The sequence below is a fragment of the Leptospira gomenensis genome (assembly GCF_004770155.1).
In the GTDB taxonomy this organism is placed as follows: domain Bacteria; phylum Spirochaetota; class Leptospiria; order Leptospirales; family Leptospiraceae; genus Leptospira; species Leptospira gomenensis.
Genome location: NZ_RQFA01000073.1, coordinates 170,001 through 186,834 on the forward strand (window position 1 = coordinate 170,001; position 16,834 = coordinate 186,834).

Annotated in this window: 12 protein-coding genes (1 of these 12 running past the window's edge); 9 read left to right on the forward strand and 3 right to left on the reverse strand. The window is 48.8% G+C overall.

Features of this window, described 5'->3' with window-relative positions:
* The 4 genes in view from EHQ17_RS17050 to EHQ17_RS17065 are tightly spaced (at most 29 nt apart) and all read left to right on the forward strand, a layout consistent with a single transcriptional unit that may run on beyond the window.
* Positions 1 to 1,992: the 3' portion of a hypothetical protein gene (locus EHQ17_RS17050; RefSeq protein ID WP_246057600.1), read on the forward strand. 912 nt of this gene lie to the left of the window's left edge; only the last 1,992 of its 2,904 coding nucleotides appear in the window; its start codon lies beyond the left edge, outside the window; its stop codon occupies positions 1,990 to 1,992.
* Positions 1,993 to 1,995: 3 nt separating this feature from the next.
* Complete coding sequence (locus EHQ17_RS17055) at positions 1,996 to 4,305, forward strand: GAF domain-containing protein (RefSeq protein ID WP_135590354.1); 2,310 nt, start codon at positions 1,996 to 1,998, stop codon at positions 4,303 to 4,305.
* 9 nt (positions 4,306 to 4,314) lie between these two features.
* On the forward strand, positions 4,315 to 5,736 hold the full coding sequence (locus EHQ17_RS17060; protein WP_135736216.1) for an MBOAT family O-acyltransferase: 1,422 nt from the start codon (positions 4,315 to 4,317) through the stop codon (positions 5,734 to 5,736).
* Positions 5,737 to 5,765: 29 nt separating this feature from the next.
* Entirely contained in the window at positions 5,766 to 6,887 is a 1,122-nt protein-coding gene (locus EHQ17_RS17065) for a hypothetical protein (RefSeq protein ID WP_246057601.1), read from the forward strand.
* Positions 6,888 to 7,013: 126 nt separating this feature from the next.
* On the opposite strand, the gene EHQ17_RS17070 is transcribed toward EHQ17_RS17065, so the two are convergent.
* From EHQ17_RS17070 to EHQ17_RS17080, 3 genes are all read right to left on the reverse strand, one after another.
* Positions 7,014 to 7,721 (reverse strand): DNA alkylation repair protein, encoded by a 708-nt coding sequence (locus EHQ17_RS17070; RefSeq protein ID WP_135590355.1) that lies wholly within the window; start codon positions 7,719 to 7,721, stop codon positions 7,014 to 7,016.
* A gap of 33 nt (positions 7,722 to 7,754) precedes the next feature.
* The gene (locus EHQ17_RS17075) at positions 7,755 to 8,627 is read right to left on the reverse strand and encodes a DUF4349 domain-containing protein (protein WP_135590356.1); all 873 of its coding nucleotides are present in this window, start codon (positions 8,625 to 8,627) and stop codon (positions 7,755 to 7,757) included.
* Between the two features lie 276 nt (positions 8,628 to 8,903).
* Complete coding sequence (locus EHQ17_RS17080; RefSeq protein ID WP_135590357.1) at positions 8,904 to 10,466, reverse strand: Ppx/GppA phosphatase family protein; 1,563 nt, start codon at positions 10,464 to 10,466, stop codon at positions 8,904 to 8,906.
* 191 nt (positions 10,467 to 10,657) lie between these two features.
* Here EHQ17_RS17080 and EHQ17_RS17085 point away from each other — a divergent pair, with 191 nt between their 5' ends.
* The 5 genes from EHQ17_RS17085 to rodA all read left to right on the forward strand — a co-directional run bounded on the left by EHQ17_RS17085 (position 10,658) and on the right by rodA (position 16,822).
* A complete protein-coding gene (locus EHQ17_RS17085) occupies positions 10,658 to 11,680 on the forward strand; it encodes a rod shape-determining protein (RefSeq protein WP_010574148.1) in 1,023 nt (340 codons plus the stop codon).
* An 80-nt stretch (positions 11,681 to 11,760) separates the two neighbouring features.
* Positions 11,761 to 12,873 (forward strand): rod shape-determining protein MreC, encoded by a 1,113-nt coding sequence (mreC, locus tag EHQ17_RS17090; protein WP_135590358.1) that lies wholly within the window; start codon positions 11,761 to 11,763, stop codon positions 12,871 to 12,873.
* Entirely contained in the window at positions 12,870 to 13,382 is a 513-nt protein-coding gene (gene mreD, locus EHQ17_RS17095; protein WP_135590359.1) for a rod shape-determining protein MreD, read from the forward strand. Before mreC ends, mreD begins: the two co-directional genes overlap by 4 nt.
* A 1-nt stretch (position 13,383) precedes the next feature.
* Positions 13,384 to 15,330, forward strand: coding sequence for a penicillin-binding protein 2 (mrdA, locus tag EHQ17_RS17100; protein WP_135590360.1), 1,947 nt, complete (start codon positions 13,384 to 13,386; stop codon positions 15,328 to 15,330).
* Positions 15,317 to 16,822 (forward strand): rod shape-determining protein RodA, encoded by a 1,506-nt coding sequence (gene rodA, locus EHQ17_RS17105; protein ID WP_135590361.1) that lies wholly within the window; start codon positions 15,317 to 15,319, stop codon positions 16,820 to 16,822. Before mrdA ends, rodA begins: the two co-directional genes overlap by 14 nt.
* Positions 16,823 to 16,834 lie beyond the last annotated feature (12 nt).

Sequence of the window (16,834 nt, forward strand, 5' to 3'; positions counted from 1 at the left end):
TCCGGAAACGAACTGGACGACATACTTCATACGGGCGACGACAACTACGGAGCCGAAGACGTTTCCGGCTCGACGGAGAACACTTCGGAGGAACTGCCGGATTTCATCACACATACCGATTTCGAAGACGACGAAAACGAACCGATTTCCCTTTCGGACGAAGAATTGGGCAATCTTCTCGCGGACAATTCCGGAGAGGACGCAATTCCGTCTTCGGATCTTTCCTTCGAATCCGAAACGGCGGATCAAGAACCTCCGACCCGTTCCGAATTCTATCTCGAAGAGGAGGAGGAAGAGCCTATCTCCCTTTCTCTCGAAGAATTGGATCATATTCAATCCGACGGCGACGCGTTAGACGAAACACAGATCTCCACCGAAGACGGTTTTTCCTTGCCGGAGGAATCGTTTTCGGACCCGACGGGATTCTCCTTCGAATCCGGGGATTCTTTTTCCGAGGCGGAAGAGGACGACGAGCCGATCGCACTCTCCGAAGAAGAACTGGGCAATCTGCTTTCCGACGATTCGGGATCCTCGGGTTTCTCCGAAATTTCTACCGAGACGGAAGGTTTTTCCGACCTGCTCGAAGGAGGGGAACTTCCGGAGGACAGCGGTTCTATGTTCGGGGAAAACGCGAACTTCGATCTTAACGACAAACAAAACTTAGGCGAACCGGAAGGGTTGGAAGCGTTCGATTTGTCGGAGGAATCCCTTTCCGATTCGGCAGGATTTTCGTTGGAACCTTCGGATTCTTTTTCCGAAACGGACGAAGACGAAGAACCGATCGCGCTTTCCGAAGAGGAACTCGGAAATCTTTTGTCCTCGGACTCGGACGATGGACAATCCGCTTCGACTTCCGCATTGTTCGACGAAACCGTTTCGGACGATGATTCGATCTCTCTTCCCGTAGAGGAATTGGACGGACTCGGAGACGACTCGATTTCCCTCGACGGAGACGACTCCCTTTCTCTCGACGGAGACGATTCGTTTTCTCTCGGAGACGACTCGATTTCCCTCGACGGAGACGATTCGTTTTCTCTCGGAGACGACTCCCTTTCTCTCGACGAATTCGATCTGCCTACGAACCACTTCGACTCTGTCGAAACTCCCGCCGACTCGACTGCCGCGTTAGACGAAATATCGGAAGAGGACGAGGGGCCGATCTCTTTGTCAGACGACGAACTCGGTAATCTTCTCGCATCGGACGATTTCGAGGAGAATGATTCCTCCTTCGACTACGATCCGCAAACCGCAGTAGGATCGGAAACGAAGGAAGACGATGAGGGCGAGCCGATCGCACTTTCTTTGGACGAACTGGATCACATCCTCGGAGACGAATCCTCCGAAACGACCGACGCAGAACCGCAATCCACTTTAGAATTTTCCGGAGCCGATTCCGAAATCGATTGGGACGCTCCCGTTTCCGAGCCGTCGGAAATTCCTTTGGAAGACGAGGAACCGATCGCGCTTTCCAGCGACGAATTGGATCATATCCTGACCGGGGAAGAGGAACACTCGGAAGAGGACGAGGGTCCGATCGCCTTGTCCGAAGACGAACTCGGTCATCTTCTCGCGGATTCGCCCGCGGTCGAAGAAGGCCAGGACTTAAACGAAATTTTGGGAGAACTTCCGCCCGCGTCCGATTTGGACGCTTTCGATTCCATAGACGAGGACGTTGCGGGGGGAAGTTCCAGCTTCGCGACCGAAATCGTTCCGACTGCGGAACGGGTAAACGACGAGGAAATGGTGATCGTTCTCGACGAATACGCCGACGAGGAGGAGATGTCTCCGGTCGAGGAGTTGCGGAAAACGCCGGATCCTATCGAGGCCGGCGGCGAAGAAGGGGAAGTTACGCCGTCGAAGGACGAAATGAAACGTATCATGACGTATCTCGACGAACTTCTCGGAAATCTTCCCGACGATCTGATCCGGGAATTCTCCCGTTCCGATTATTTCGAACTTTATAAAAAACTAATGAAGCAGATCGGTGTATGACCGATGGGTTTACTCGAACGGGTCAGTAAACTTGTCAGATCGGATTCGTCCGGAGTTTCGCCGTCTTCGTCTCAGACAACGGATGAAAAAAAATCCCTTCTAAAAAAATCGGAATCGTTTCGGAACAAACCGGGTTTTTTTCAAAAAGCCCTCGGTATGCGAAAACAGTCGGAAAACGAATCCTCTTCGCAGGAGATCCGATCCGATTCGGAAGAACCTCTTTATACGGCGCAAGATCTTTCCGATCACGTCGAACCGTCTTCCCTTGCGGATTTCGAGCTTGATCCCTCTGATTCCCATTCCGAGGAATTTTCCCTTCCTGAGTTGGATCATTCGACGGAAGATTTTTCGGACGAAGAAGATTCCGAGTCGATCGAATTCCCCGAATCAGGATTCGAAAATTCGTCTTCCGAGGTCTCTTCCGATTCGGATCCGTTCGAAATTAAGGACGAGTTTTCCGCACCCGAAGGATTCGAAAATCCGTTCGAGTCCTCCGACCACTCCGCCGAGGAAAACGAAGACGATATTTCGATCGACGATCTGTTCGGAGAAGAAGAAACTCCTTCCCCGGAAATTTCGATTTCGGATTCCGATACGGAAGAGAATTTCGAACCGGAACCGGAGGTTTCGGACGATACGAAAGACGAAAGTTCTCCGTTCGACGAACCGTTGTTAGACGACGATCCGCTTTCCTCGGACGAGGATCCTTTCGGCGAATGGGTCAAGGAAGCCGAACAAGAGGCACAACGTACACCTCCGAAGAAGGATACGAACGCGGTTCCCTCCGAGAAGGCGGAATTCCTGTTCGACGACGATTCGAATTTCACGACTTCGCCGATCGATCTACAGATCGCTTCCCGTAAAAAATTGGATAACTACATTTCCGTTTTCGAGATCAGTAAGGAAATCGGAGTTTCGACCGACTTCGCGAACTTTTTCGAAAACCTTCTTTTTTCGATCATGGGTCAGATCGGCTCCGAATCGATCGGCATTTTCTCCTCCAAAAACGGAAGCCGCGATTTTTTTCGTCTGGAGGATTTTCAAGGAGAGGGTTTCGATCAGGAGTGGACCGTTTCCTCGGAGGACGAAATATATCACGCGGTGTCCAACGCGGGTTCCGTAGTATATGCAAAAGAACTAATAAAGCCGATTCTCCCCGCAAAGGAAAAGGAAATCCTCCAGAAATCGGGGGCGGAACTGCTCGTTCCGATCCGTTATATGGACGATTTTTTCGGTATCATCGTATTGAGTAAAACCATCGGAGGCGAGGACTATTCGGTCGAAGATCTGGAATTTTTGAAGATCATCGGAGAGATCGCCGGTTCCGTTTATAAACGGATTTACGATACGGAACAACTTCATCAGGAGAATCAAAACCTAAAGGAAGTAATACGCACCAACGAACTGATCATTTCGCTCGCGAGGGATTTCGCCGCGATTCGAACTATGGACGAGGCGTACGATCGTCTGTTCGCGGCTTTCCGGGACGAATTGAAAATGCGCAGAGCGACGTTTATGATTCTGGACGGCCATACGAAAAACGAATTCAGGGTTTTCGCTTCCAATCTATTGACGCCCGAACACGTCGGGAATTTTTCTTTGTCACTAGACAGCTCCATCGTCGGGATCGTCTCCAATATCCCGGGAGTGTTTCGCATCGAGAATTTTAGAAAACATCCGGAATTGATGCGTAAACTTTCCAACGACGAACTCGGAATGATGGGCGACTTCATCGTGATTCCCTTCATCAATCTTCATTGGCTTGTGGGAATGTTGATCGTTCATGAAACGGAAATTCCTTGGACGGACACGGATCGCGAAACCGCAGTGGGAATTTCGGAAGTGCTTGCGCCCGTATTCTCCAATCTTTTGCTCGTTCAGGAAAGGGATTCCGTGTTTAAGGATCCGTTTAGTCCCGTCGAAGAGAAGATCGAAGAGATGATCCTCAAATCGGCCCGTCTCGCCAGTTCCTTTAGTCTGACTATATTCAAAATTCAGAATATATCTAGGATGGTGAAACTGAAAGGGTCCGGTTTTTTCGCGGCCTACAGCGAGGAACTCAGAAAGTCGATCCAGGAAAATCTTTCCGAGGCTGATTTCCACTATCGGATCGGTCAGGGAAAATTCGCCGTGGTTCTTGACGGAAAGGATCGCGAGGAAACTCAAGTTCTGATCCGAAAAATCAAAAACCGTCTCGGTGAAACGGATCGCAAATCCAAGGACTTTCAGACATCCGTCATTCAACACACTCTTTGTTATCCCGCGGATACGAGGGAAAAGGAAAGGATCCTCGAACTGCTCGAAGAATCCTGACCTACGGGGATGTTATTCAATTCTCTTAATTTTCTAATATTCTTTCTTGTTTTTTGTCTGATCTATTTCCGCCTCGGCACACAGGGCCAGAACCGACTTTTATTTTTCGGAGGTTTGTTCTTTTACGGTTTCTGGAAAGCGGAGATGGTTCTGCTTTTGTTGTTTTGTATCTCTTTCAATTTCGCGGGAGGGGTTTGGTTGGGCCGTGCGTCCGTAGTTTCCAGGAATAGGATTTTCCTATTTCTGATCGGACTTAACCTCGGAATTCTGGTTTTTTTTAAGTATATTCTTTTTCTATTGAGCATTTGGAATGACACGTTAGGCGTCTTGTTCCCCGGCTCGGACGTTCGGATTCCCGATATCCTTTTGCCGGTCGGGATTTCGTTCTATACCTTCCACAATATCAGTTATCTTTCCGATATCCGGTCGGGAAAAATCCGACCGTGTGTTAATTTTATTCGGTTCGGCGTTTACGACCTTTTTTTCCCCTTACTTTTAGCCGGTCCGATCGAACGTCCCGATTCCCTTTTGCCGCAGATCGAAAACGAACGACATACGGATGAAAGCGGTTTTATCTCGGGAGCTTTTCTTTTTTTTTGGGGAATTTTTAAAAAGGTTTTTATCGGCGATCATCTTCTTTTATTCACGAGTAAGGCGATGGAACCGGGAATGTCTCTGCCTTCGGGAATGATACTTTGGATCGCGTTCTGTTTCGCGTTTCAAGTATATGCGGATTTTAGCGGTTACACCGATGCGGCTCGAGGTCTGGCAAAAATACTTGGCTTTCGGCTTTCATTGAATTTCAATTTTCCCTTCGTCTCCTCCAATCCATCCGAATTCTGGAAACGCTGGCATATCTCCTTGTCCACCTGGCTTAGGGATTATCTTTATATTCCTCTAGGAGGAAATCGAGTTTCCCTTTTTCGACAGAATTTGAATTTGATGATCGTTTGGATTCTGGGAGGTCTTTGGCACGGAGCGACATACGGATATCTGGTCTGGGGATTTTATTGCGGGATCCAAGTCGTTTTTTACAACCTAATCCGAAAATACGTTTTCGATTTTATAGATCAGAATATTAGAATATTAAAATATACTTTCCAAATATCGGGTGTTTTTTCCACTTTTTGGGGGTTCGCGCTCGGATTACTTTTGTTTCAGGTGCGTTCTCCGGACGAACTATGGAGTTTGATCCTCAACGCGACCGGCGGATTCTACTGGAATCCGGTTTTCGCCGGTAAGTTGGCGTTTTTACTCCTTCCGCTTTTGCTTTTGGAGCCGTGGATGATCGTCGCCGGCGGTATGGATCCGTTTTTGGAAAAGCTCGTCTCCAAGCGGAGCCGCTGGATTTTCCTTTCCTGCGGAATCGGCATCGTATTCTGTCTTTTTTCAGTGTTTGAAAAGAAGGAGTTTTTCTACTTTCAGTTTTGAGAATGTATGAAAGGAAAAACGTATCGAAGATGAAAAACGTTTTATCAAAGAGTAAGTTGGGAATTCTGGGGATCGTCGCCGCGTTTTTTATCTTTGCGATCCTACAATGGTTGTCTTTTCCTTTTTTGATTTTGTTTCAGGAGAAAAATTCGTTCTTATATGATCGTCTTTCCTTGTTAGGCGAATCGCTTTTTTTCGAGTCTACTTCCGAAAAGGCGCCGGTCGTATTTTTGGGAGATAGTCAGATTCTTTCCGGAATCAGACCGGCGGATTTGGAAACCCTGATCCGCAGGCCGATTTGGTTTTTACCGAGGCCCTCGGAACAACCCGAGGGCATGTTGTTGCGTTGGAAGGAATACGAGCGCAAATACGGAATAAAACCCGCGCTCGTAGTCGTAAACGGTTCTGTTTTTTCTCTGGCGGATATGGACGTTGCGTCCGCACACAGAAGTTTGGTTTTGAACTACGATTCCTTTTTTCCGGAAATCGTGTTCGATTCCGATTTCAGGAATTTTTATCTTAAAAATTTTTCTTCCGGAACGTTCTACCTTTTGGGTAGGATTTTTCCGTTTCTCAGATTGAACGCGGCCGTATCGACAACGATTAAAATAGTCGGAGAAGGGGACGAGTTTAGCCATTCCGAAACGGATCTGGGTAAACTTCTCTCCGGAAATCCGCTCAGCGTTTGGAAGTCGCGATTCGAAAAAAATCAATTTATAGAAAGTGAATATTCAAAAAACAAGGGATATATGGATTGGGCGCGTTCGGTTCCGTTCGACGGAATTTGCGTTCCCAACGAAAAACCGATTCCTCTGCCGGAAAATTCGGCTCTCGCGCTCCGAAAAATCCGTCCTTCCGCGCCGATCGCTTGGAAAAAACTTTTTTCTTATCTGAGGGAAAAAGAAATTCCAGTTTTGGCGATCACCTTGCCGTTTCGTCCGGACTTCGAAAATGGGATCCTGTCCCTGCCTCATTCCGCGGTTTTCGAATCGATTCTTATAGAAAAGGAAATTCCGTTTTGGAAATCGGGTGGAGAAGTTTTCGATCTTTCCGATTTTGGCGATTATACCCATCTCAATACTTGCGGAATGAAAAAGGCGGTTCCTCTTTTGGCGGACGAAATCCGCAAGCGAATCGAATCTACTCGATAAATCCCGTTTTTCGTTATTCTCGGAAACGGGTCGAATGCGAGCCGAGGTTCGTTCGTTTTACAGACGAGTTCGACGATCTTTCCGTCCCCATCCGAGGCTACAAAAAATCAAAGAACACGATGTCGCTTAACAACGTGCGGCTTTTTTCTTTTTCCCGAGTTTCCCCGCCGCTTCCGCTTTGCGGATATAAGAGGTCGCGTCCGGGACTTGGCAGGAAGTTTTTCCCATCCAGACTTCCACCTTGCCGATTTTTTTCGCGGTTTCCAGAGATTCTTTCAGAAGTTTCGGATAAAAGATTCCTACGGCGATGACGAATCCGTTCATACAATACCGCACACGATTGTGAGCCGATCCTATCTCCGATTCCACACGCTTTAGTAGTTTATGAATTTCTTTTGCATCGATTTCTTCGTCCGAACGGATCGACAATAAACTGGAATAGAGGTTCCATCCAGAGGAAGCAACGTTCTCCTTGGGAGACTCGATCCATTCCCTGGCGAGGTCCCAGCCGTGAGGGGTTTCCGCGGCGATCCAAGGTACAGTGTATTCGCTGGTCATCGGCGAGACGGAACGTTTTACCCAATTCTGAAGATCCTGTTTCCGGATTTTGGTTTCGTCCGCGATCAAACCCGCGAGATACATGGCGTCCGCGTTGCCGGTTTTATAGAGTTCGAGGGCGAGTTGGTTGTCCTTTTTCACCTTCTTTTGGATCTTTTTCAGGTCCCCGACTCTGACCCCGAAAAAAGGCTCCTTGGTCCCGTGATTGAGGAATATTTTCTTTATTTCGGGGGACGACATCCTCTCCAATTCTTTCATCACCTGGTCGGCGTTCATATTCATATACCTTAATTTTATAATTTTCTTATGTTATGGATCGTTCCGTTTTGGAAGCAGTTTTTTGGCCCTTTCCCAGAGCGGAAACGAGTAGTAAAAACATAGGATTGCGAACAAAGATGCGAACGTAAGAAGCAGATGGTATTTGATCGCCCATTCCAGAGCGACTTTGACCCTGTGCAGAATTCCGATTTCGTCGGACGCCTTATTTTCGTATAACGTCAATAATACGGTACAGAATTCGTTTTCGGAATCGAATTCCCCGAGACTGATTCCCAACTTTTGTATTTCGTCCTCGATTTCAAGGATTCTGTTTTCGAGGCTTACGTATTCGTCGATACGGCCGCCTTTGTTTTTTAGTCCGTTCAGTGATGCGCGTATTTTCAGGAGGGATTCCTTTTTCGACTGCAAATCCTTATACTCGTTGGTTTTGTCCTTCTTGTCGATCGTGAGTAGGAGGGTCTTTCCTATCCGTTTGAATTCCTGAACGAGCGGATCGAACTTCTCCGGAGGAACTCCCACCGCGAGTTTTACGATCCTGTTTTTTCTCTGTTTGAGTCCGGAGCTGTTCTCGTATTGTATGATGGATCCTGAAGTGTTGATAAGATCCCGCACCTTCTTTTCATCGTCTTCGATATCGGGAGATAGGCTTTCTATGGTTGCTACCTTTTCGTATTTTTGATCTACACTTTTGGCCGGCGAACCGGCGTTTTCATAACGGATCCGTTTTGTGGCTATGTTCTGTTTGTTAAACGAAGTCTCTCCTCCAAGGAAGGCCCGGTTGTTGTCCGGAAATTCACCCGTCGGTTTGGATCCGGATACGTATCCATACGTCAATCGAAACAGGAACAAAGCCGAAAAGACGGCGCCCGATATCCACAATCCTTTTTTTACGGTCTGATTCATTCGCAATTCCTTATATAGTTTTTCTCGGGATGCGGGGCCGTTTCACCCGATTCGACCGCGAGTCCTTAGCGGGAAAACGGACGTTGTGCGCGGGTTCGCTGGTTTCGTATCCTGTTGGCGCAACAGCTCCGTGGTTTCGACGTTATCCGTCTTTGTTGCGCTCGGAGTTTTCTCGTCTCCGATTCGGGAGAATCCGTCGTCGCCTCGTTTCGATTTCTCCCCCGTTCGTTTCCCGATTTCTGCGATCCGTTTTGTCCGTAAAAGGTTCCGCTTCCCCTATACGTTCGATACGAAATCCGCGGAATATCCGTAGGTTTCTTCGAAGGCGGATTTTTGTTCTTCGGCCGCCCAGAGTTCTAAGGAAGGATCGTATCCCGGGGAGGGTTTGAGTAAAAAGCGGACTCGGTTCTTTTCGATTTTGCAGTTCACCGAGGAGACGAGTCCTCCTCGGTTTCGATTGAACGCGGAACTTAACCGCAGTATCGCCGAAAGTTGACGCACCAAGGTTTGTTTTTTTTCCGAGAGGCGGTTGTATTCCCTGTGTTTGGACTTCGGAGTATTCTTTCGATGATAACGCGCGGTGAGTGCGATGATTTCTATCTCCAAAAACGTGAATCCCAATAACATCTCGGAATTTCGAATCATATAATAACTGTGTTTGTGATAAGCGGAGTGAGAAATGGATTGTCCGATTTCGTGTAGAAGCGAAGCCGCTTCCAACAATTCGCGATCCTCTTGTCCGAGTTTGTGCAACGGCGCCAGTTGATCGAATATCTGCAGACTGAGTTCCGCGACGTGTTTGGAATATTCCTCGTCCCGAGAAAAAGCCTGCATGAAATTGTGAACGCTGGTTTGTCGGATGTCGTCCAGATGTTTGGAATGTTCCGTATTTTCGAAATGTTCCCATTTACGGATCGTGTCGTAGACGATCCCTTCCCGAAGCGCGAACTCGGAAACCGTCAAACTTTGTACGTTTGCCAGCTCGAAAATTTCCTCTAAGATCAAAGCTCCGCCCACGATGATGTCCGCGCGTTTTATATCGAGGCCAGGGATCTTGGCCCTTTTTTTGGATGTGTCCGCTTCCAAAATCAGATTACGAATCCGTTTGAATTCCGAAACTCCGAACTCGAAGTTGTTGAGAGGGATTTCCTCGGTTTCTCCGCGGGAGGCCAGGATCATTCCCGCGACGGACTGGATCGTTCCGGAGGAACCCACCACCAAGTCCGGTTTGAGGTCCCGCAATATTTTCCGAAAGGGAAGCAACATCTCTTCGATAAAAAGTCTACACTTGCGGATGTCGGAGTTGGATAACGTTTCCTCTTTGAAGAATTTTTCGCTGAGTCGGATCGCCCCTAGTTTGAAACTTTTGGAGAAGAGAATATTTCCTCTGTGACCGACTAATACTTCCGTACTACCGCCGCCTATATCGATCATCATAATCTTACGATCGAATACGGGGATTCCCTGTAGGATTCCGAAGTAGATGAGACGGGCTTCTTCGTAACCGCTTACGACGTCTATCGAAATGCCCGCTTCCCGATACGCGGCTTCGAGAAATTCTTCCTGATTGGAAGCCTCTCGTAACGCGCTCGTTGCGACGGCTCTGATTTCGGCGCCCGCGCTTTCCGCCAATACCTTGAATCGTTTGAGACATTCGATTCCCCGTCGAAAGGATTCGAAATCGATTCCTCCGCCTTCCTGGAGTCGATTGCCTAGACGGACCGATTCCTTTTCTCGGGTTACGGCTTCGAAGGTGCCGTTCTTTCGTACCCGGACGATGATCATGTGGAATGAATTGGTGCCAAGATCGATGGCGGCGAGAGGTTTTTCCTGAACCATGCTCCGAACAGATTGCTTTTCCGTTAAAATCGAATCCAGCTTAATTTGTTTTCTTATTTTTTTGTTTTCCAGTTGCCGGGAACCCAAGCGCTGAAATTATTGAAACCGGTCCAATGCGGAAAGTTCTGTAGAAAATTCCGCTTTTAACAGATAATAAAGAGAAAACCTGCGCGGTTCAAAGGTAACACGAAATGATATTTGATAATCTCTACGCCCTCTTTTCCAACGACATGGGAATCGACTTGGGTACTGCAAATACACTGGTGCACGTAAAGGGACAGGGGATCGTCCTTTCCGAACCGTCCGTGGTTGCGGTGCACGCCGCCACCGGAAAGGTATTGGCCGTAGGGCAGGAAGCAAAACGGATGTTAGGGAGAACCCCCGGAGAAATCGTGGCCATCCGTCCGATGAAGGACGGCGTCATCGCCGACTTCGAAACCGTAGAAAAAATGATCCGCTATTTTATCGCGAAGGTGCACAACCGCACTACCTTCGTAAAACCGAGGATCGTCATCGGAGTTCCGTCGGGAATCACCGAGGTGGAACGACGCGCCGTTCGTGAGTCCGCCGAACAAGCCGGTGCGAGAGAAATCTTTCTCATCGAAGAGGCATTGGCCGCGGCGATCGGCGCCAATATTCCCATCAACGAACCCGCCGGAAATATGATCGTGGATATCGGCGGAGGTACGACCGAGATCGCGGTCATTTCCCTCGGTGGAATGGTGATCGCGGAATCCATCCGTACGGGTGGGGACGAATTCGACGAAGCGATCATCAAATATCTCCGGAACCAATACAACCTGGTCGTCGGGGAAAGAACCGCGGAAGACATCAAACTCACCATCGGAAACGCGTATCCGGAGAAAAAAGCGGAAACCATGGAAGTGCGGGGCCGGGATGCGATTTCCGGGTTACCGAGAACTCTCGAATTGGAATCCAATGAAATCCGCAAGGCCCTCAAAGAACCGACCGACGAAATTTTGGACGGAATCAAACGGGTTCTCGAAAGAACTCCGCCCGAGCTCGCATCGGATATCGTGGAACGGGGAATCGTTTTGACCGGGGGAGGTTGTCTTCTTCGCGGTTTGGAAACCTATCTTTCCAAAGAAACGGGCGTTCCCGTATTCCGCGCCGAAAACCCTCTCACGTGTGTCGTACTCGGGACCGGAAAGTATTTGGATGAATTGAAATACATCAAGCCGGGGATTCGTTAGAAAGTTTCGGACGAAGCGGGTCGTAAGTCCGGACGATCGTCACATCGTTCGGACGGCGGTCGGGAGCAAAACAAGATTCGATGTTATGGTTTCAACTCAGCCGAAGTAAGGAGACTCTTTCTCTTCTCTTTTGTGTTCTTTTTTCCGTACTGTCGTTGACCTTTCGCAGTAATGTAATCGTTCGCGGGATCGCCAGTTTTCAAAGAGTCGGAGACGTGGTTTCCGGTTCGATCGATTCGTTCGGGGGATTTTTTAAAGGAGCCTACAACAAGTTGGAATCCTTTGAGACGGTTCGGAAAGAAAGGGATTCTTGCGTAGCCGTAATGGAAGATTATAAACTTCTTCCTCAGGATTTGGAAAAGGCGAATCGGGAAAACGATTCTCTCCGAAAAGAACTTCGGTTTCACAGCAGACAAAAATACGCGACCGTAAAAGCGGAAGTTTTATCCGTTCGTCTGAATTCGATTTATAGAACCATCATCATCGACAAGGGCGCGGACGCCGGTCTCAAACCGTATATGCCGGTGACCGCAAGAGCGGTGGATCAAAAGGGCGCCATCATCGAGGCGTTGGTCGGAAAGGTCATCGCGGTGACGGGCGGATCCGCGGTGGTGCAACCTCTCATCAATTCGAACTTCAATATGGGAGTGTCGATGCCGGACACAAATCTTTGGGCCAACCTTTCGGGAAACTCAGGAAGAGGAACCGAGGCTTTGTTGAATTATATCGATAGCGGTATCATCATAGACCCCCGGGTCTTCGGGGAATATCCGATGGGACCGAGCGAGATGATCCAATACACGGAATCTCTGAGCAAAATCGGAAAGGCCGTTTATACCTCGGGAGGTGGGGGAGTTTTCCCTGCGGGGATTCCCGTCGGAATCATCACCGAAGAAGGTCCTCGAAACGGAAGTTTCAAAAGCGCATTCTTAAAACCGTTCGTTCGTTTCGAGATGTTGGAAAGTGTGACCATTCTGCTCAAACTTCCGGAGAAGTGGTTGGAAACCTGGCCGGAAGGACAAAACATAACGATCGAAAATCCGTATTTCGGCGATCTCAATTACCCCGGAGAAGACCGTCAAAAGGAAACCCAATCCAAAACCCCCGTCACTCCGCCTAACAGCAATCAGACGCCGAACGACAGCGCGCCTAAAAATCCGGCGACCCCACCCGGCGAGGACGAACTACAATGATTTTGGAAAAACTCGTTATCGCCGTGGGAATTCTGATCGCCCACTTTTTGAACGGATCCAATCTCTTCGAGATAGGCTCCGCGATCAAACCGGACTTTATGATCCTTTTGGTCCTGTTTTTCGCGCTTCGCCGAGGAGCGTTGTACGGTCTTTGGATCGGGTTTTTCGGGGGTTTGTTGACGGACAGCGGTTTGGGCGGAGAGATCACTTCCGGCAACGTGGTCGCGTATAAGATCGGCCTTCATTCTTTGACCTTTTGTCTGATCGGTTATCTGGTCGGTAAATTCGCGCGTTCCGCGTATCACGAAAATTATCTTTCGATCACGATCTATTCGCTTCTCATCACCTTCGTCACCCGTGTCGCCACGTATTATCTGTTCTCTCTTTTTTTCCACGAGAATATGAGTTATTCCTTATTCTTTACTTCGATGTTCAACGCGTTGATCGCCCCCGCCTTTTTCTACGCTTTGACTTGGATCTATCAATTGGATCACATGGGGGACGCGTAAATTGTTGGGCGGGGCTCAATCCGCGACGGAATACCGTCTTGAGAGAAGTTTCCGTCTTCGGTTGTATATATTCTCCGGTCTGGTGGTGTTCACTCTGGCCGCGTTTATATTCCAACTTTTTAATCTTCAGATCGTAAACGGTACCGACAACGCCCTCAAAGCGGAGAAGTTCGTTCGCAAAAGCGAGATCATTCCGGCGGCCCGCGGTCAAATGTTCGACCGGAATTTTCTCACTCCCGAAACTTCGATGGCGCTCGTGTCGAATTATTCCTCTCTCGACGCCGTGTTGAACACGTCCCTGTTCAAGTACGATCCGGGCGCCGTAAAAACGTTCATTCACGAATTCGCGAGAACCCTTTCCATTCCCATTTCGTATTACGAAGACGAACTGATCGAGCCGCGTTTTTCCAGAAATCTCAAGGCCAAAAAGCCGATCGTTTTGCTGGAAGGAATTACCACCGCACAACAGGAACGAATATCAGTTTTCGATAATATATCCAAATACATCATCCTTCTTCCTTCGCCGAGGAGAATTTACAAAATGGGACCTGCGCTCGCGCACGTCACCGGTTATATCGGAAAACCGACTCGGAGCGACCTCGTGACGGGCGAAATCAAGTCGTATCAATATCTCGGGAAAAGCGGACTCGAGTTAGAATACGATTCCGAACTTCGGGGTGTGGACGGGTTTCGAATCCAAAAAAGAAGTTCGGAAGGGAACATAGAGGAAGAACGGGTCGTAGAACATTCCTCTCCGGGAAACAACCTGATTTTGACGATCGACAAGGATATTCAGATCGCGGCGCATAAGGCGCTGAAAGGAAGCCGCGGTACGGCGATCGCCGTCAAAGTCGCGACCGGCGAAATTCTCGCGATGGCGTCCAACCCGAGTTATGATCCCAACGTTCTTTCGGGTAAGAATAAGGCCGATCGAGTGGGTCATTTTAAACGTGTTATGGACAACGGAGGTTTTCTAAATCTCGCGATCCAATCCAAGTTCCCGCCGGCTTCCACGTATAAAACGTTAGTCGCCCTTGCCGCTCTCGAAAGTCAGCATAAGATCGGTTACACTCCCGAGACTTCGTATTCCTGCAACGGAAGTTTCGTTCTCAAGTCCACCTTCGCCGGCGTACCGGATCAGGTGTTTTTGTGTTGGGAAAAAGGAGGACACGGGACCAACGATCTCGCGCACGCGATCCAAAAATCCTGTTCGGTTTATTTTTACAATCTGGGATACAAACTCGGTTCCGATGCCATCTTAAACTATTCCCGGCTTTTCGGGTTGGAGAACAAATCCAAGGTGGATCTTCCCGGGGAGATCACCGGTTTTGTTCCTTCCTCCGCTTGGAAAAAAAGGGTGTACGGTACGAAGTGGTTCGACGGTGATACGATCAATCTTTCCATCGGACAAGGATTCATTTCCTCCACTCCGATGGGAATGGCTTTGTTTTATATGGGACTTCTCAATCGGGGACAGATTTACCAACCCTATGTGGTCAGCGAGATCCGAGATCCGGTGGACAATTCCATCATCAATCGAACCACTCCTCAGATTTTGCGGGACATTCCGATTAACCAAAGTTCGGTGGAAGCGATCAAGGAAGGTCTCAAACTCGTCGTCAAAAGCGGAACCGCTTCGTCCGTGTTGAACAAACCGTTTCTCCCGGATATCGCCGGTAAAACCGGAACGGCACAGACGAGAAGAAGGGGCGCTTCCGGATCCAACCACGCTTGGTTCGTAGGTTACGCTCCCGCAAACGCTCCCGCCAGCGAACAGGTGTTAATCGTCGTTTTCGTGGAATACGGAGTCGGAGGAGCTGCGGGAGCCGCTCCGGTCGCACGGGAAATGTTTCACGCGGCGTTTCCTCCCGGTACCTTCAAAAAAACGCAGGATGCGGCCCCTTCCGTTCCCCAGTCCGCACAGGAGGGCGCTCTTGAAACCAGATAAATCCATCGAAAAGATCGATTACTTTTTGGTGATCTCCGTCGTGATCGTCGTACTTTGTAGCGTATTGACCTTGTATAGCCAGGAAGTCAATTTCGAAGACGGCCCGGGTAAGTGGTACCGTCAGCTTTTCTATTTCGTCATAGGTCTCGTGATCATGTATTTCGTATCGCGCATCAACTATCAGCTGTTAGGCGCTTACGCGGTAGTCATCTACGTTTTCACCGTTTTTCTACTTATGATCACCTTGATTCCCGGCATCGGGCATCTTCCTTCGGGAAGGGGGGCACGTTCTTGGCTCAAGATCGGGCCGATCGGGATTCAAGCCTCGGAGTTCGCCAAGTTGTCAACGGTGATCCTTCTCGGTCAGTTCATGGTCCTAAAGGAAAAGGACATGAAAAATTTGGCGGTGTTGTCGATTCCGTTTTTGATCGTTCTCGTGCCGATGGTCTTCATTCTGCTACAACCCGACTTCGGAACGGCGGTTTCGTTTCTTCCGATCCTTTTTACGATGTTGTTTCTCGGAGGCGCCGACATTCTTCATATAGGATCTCTCCTCGCTCTCGGTGGCATCACCTTGATGATTCCCATGTTCGTGGAATACTCGAGGTTGACCCTCATCAACGACATCGCGGATTTTTTACAACGAACCGGTAAGACGGATCTTTTATCGGTCGTCAACCGACTCGGTGGAAAAATCTGGCTCGCCTTGGACGGAAAAGATCTTAAGTCGGCCAACCTCACACCGAAGACGTTAAACGCTCTTAGGGAAGTCGTGGACCAAGTCGTGGAATTGGAAGGAGGATTTTTCTTTAAGATATTCTCCAATCAGAAACTACTGATCGGTTTCGGCGGAATTCTTCTTCTCGCGAGTATCGTTATGGTGGGAATACGGATCGCCCGGGGAAGTAGAACATTACGACAATATTATATTCCTCTGGGGATTCTGGGAATCAGTTTGATTTCCGCGGTCGTAGTAATGAAAACGGTTCCGTTCCGCGAAAACCAAGTGGTCCGTTTGACCGCGTTCTTAAATCCGGAGGAGTTCAAACAAGGAGCGGGGTATCAGCTGAGAGCGTCGAAACCCGCCGTCGGTTCGGGAAGATTTTTCGGTAAGGGCCTGATGAATGCGGAGATGACGGAAGGTCGGATTCCGCACGTGCCGGAATCCAGCACGGACTTTATCTTCGCTTCTTGGTCCGAACAAACTGGATTTTTAGGGTCGGTGTTTTTGTTGTTCTTTCTTTTTTCGATTCCGCTTCGAGGATTGCAGATCAGCTACGAAAGTAAGGACCGGTTCGGATCCTTGTTGGCCTCGGGAATCGTTGCATTACTTTTTTATCATATGGCGATCAATATCGGGATCGTGATCGGACTCATGCCCGTAACCGGTATTCCTTTGTCGTTTATGAGTTACGGAGGTTCTCACTTGATCATGTCCATGACCGCGGTGGGAATCATTCTTTCGATCAAAAGCCGTAAACACGCGAACTAAGATTCGAAAAAA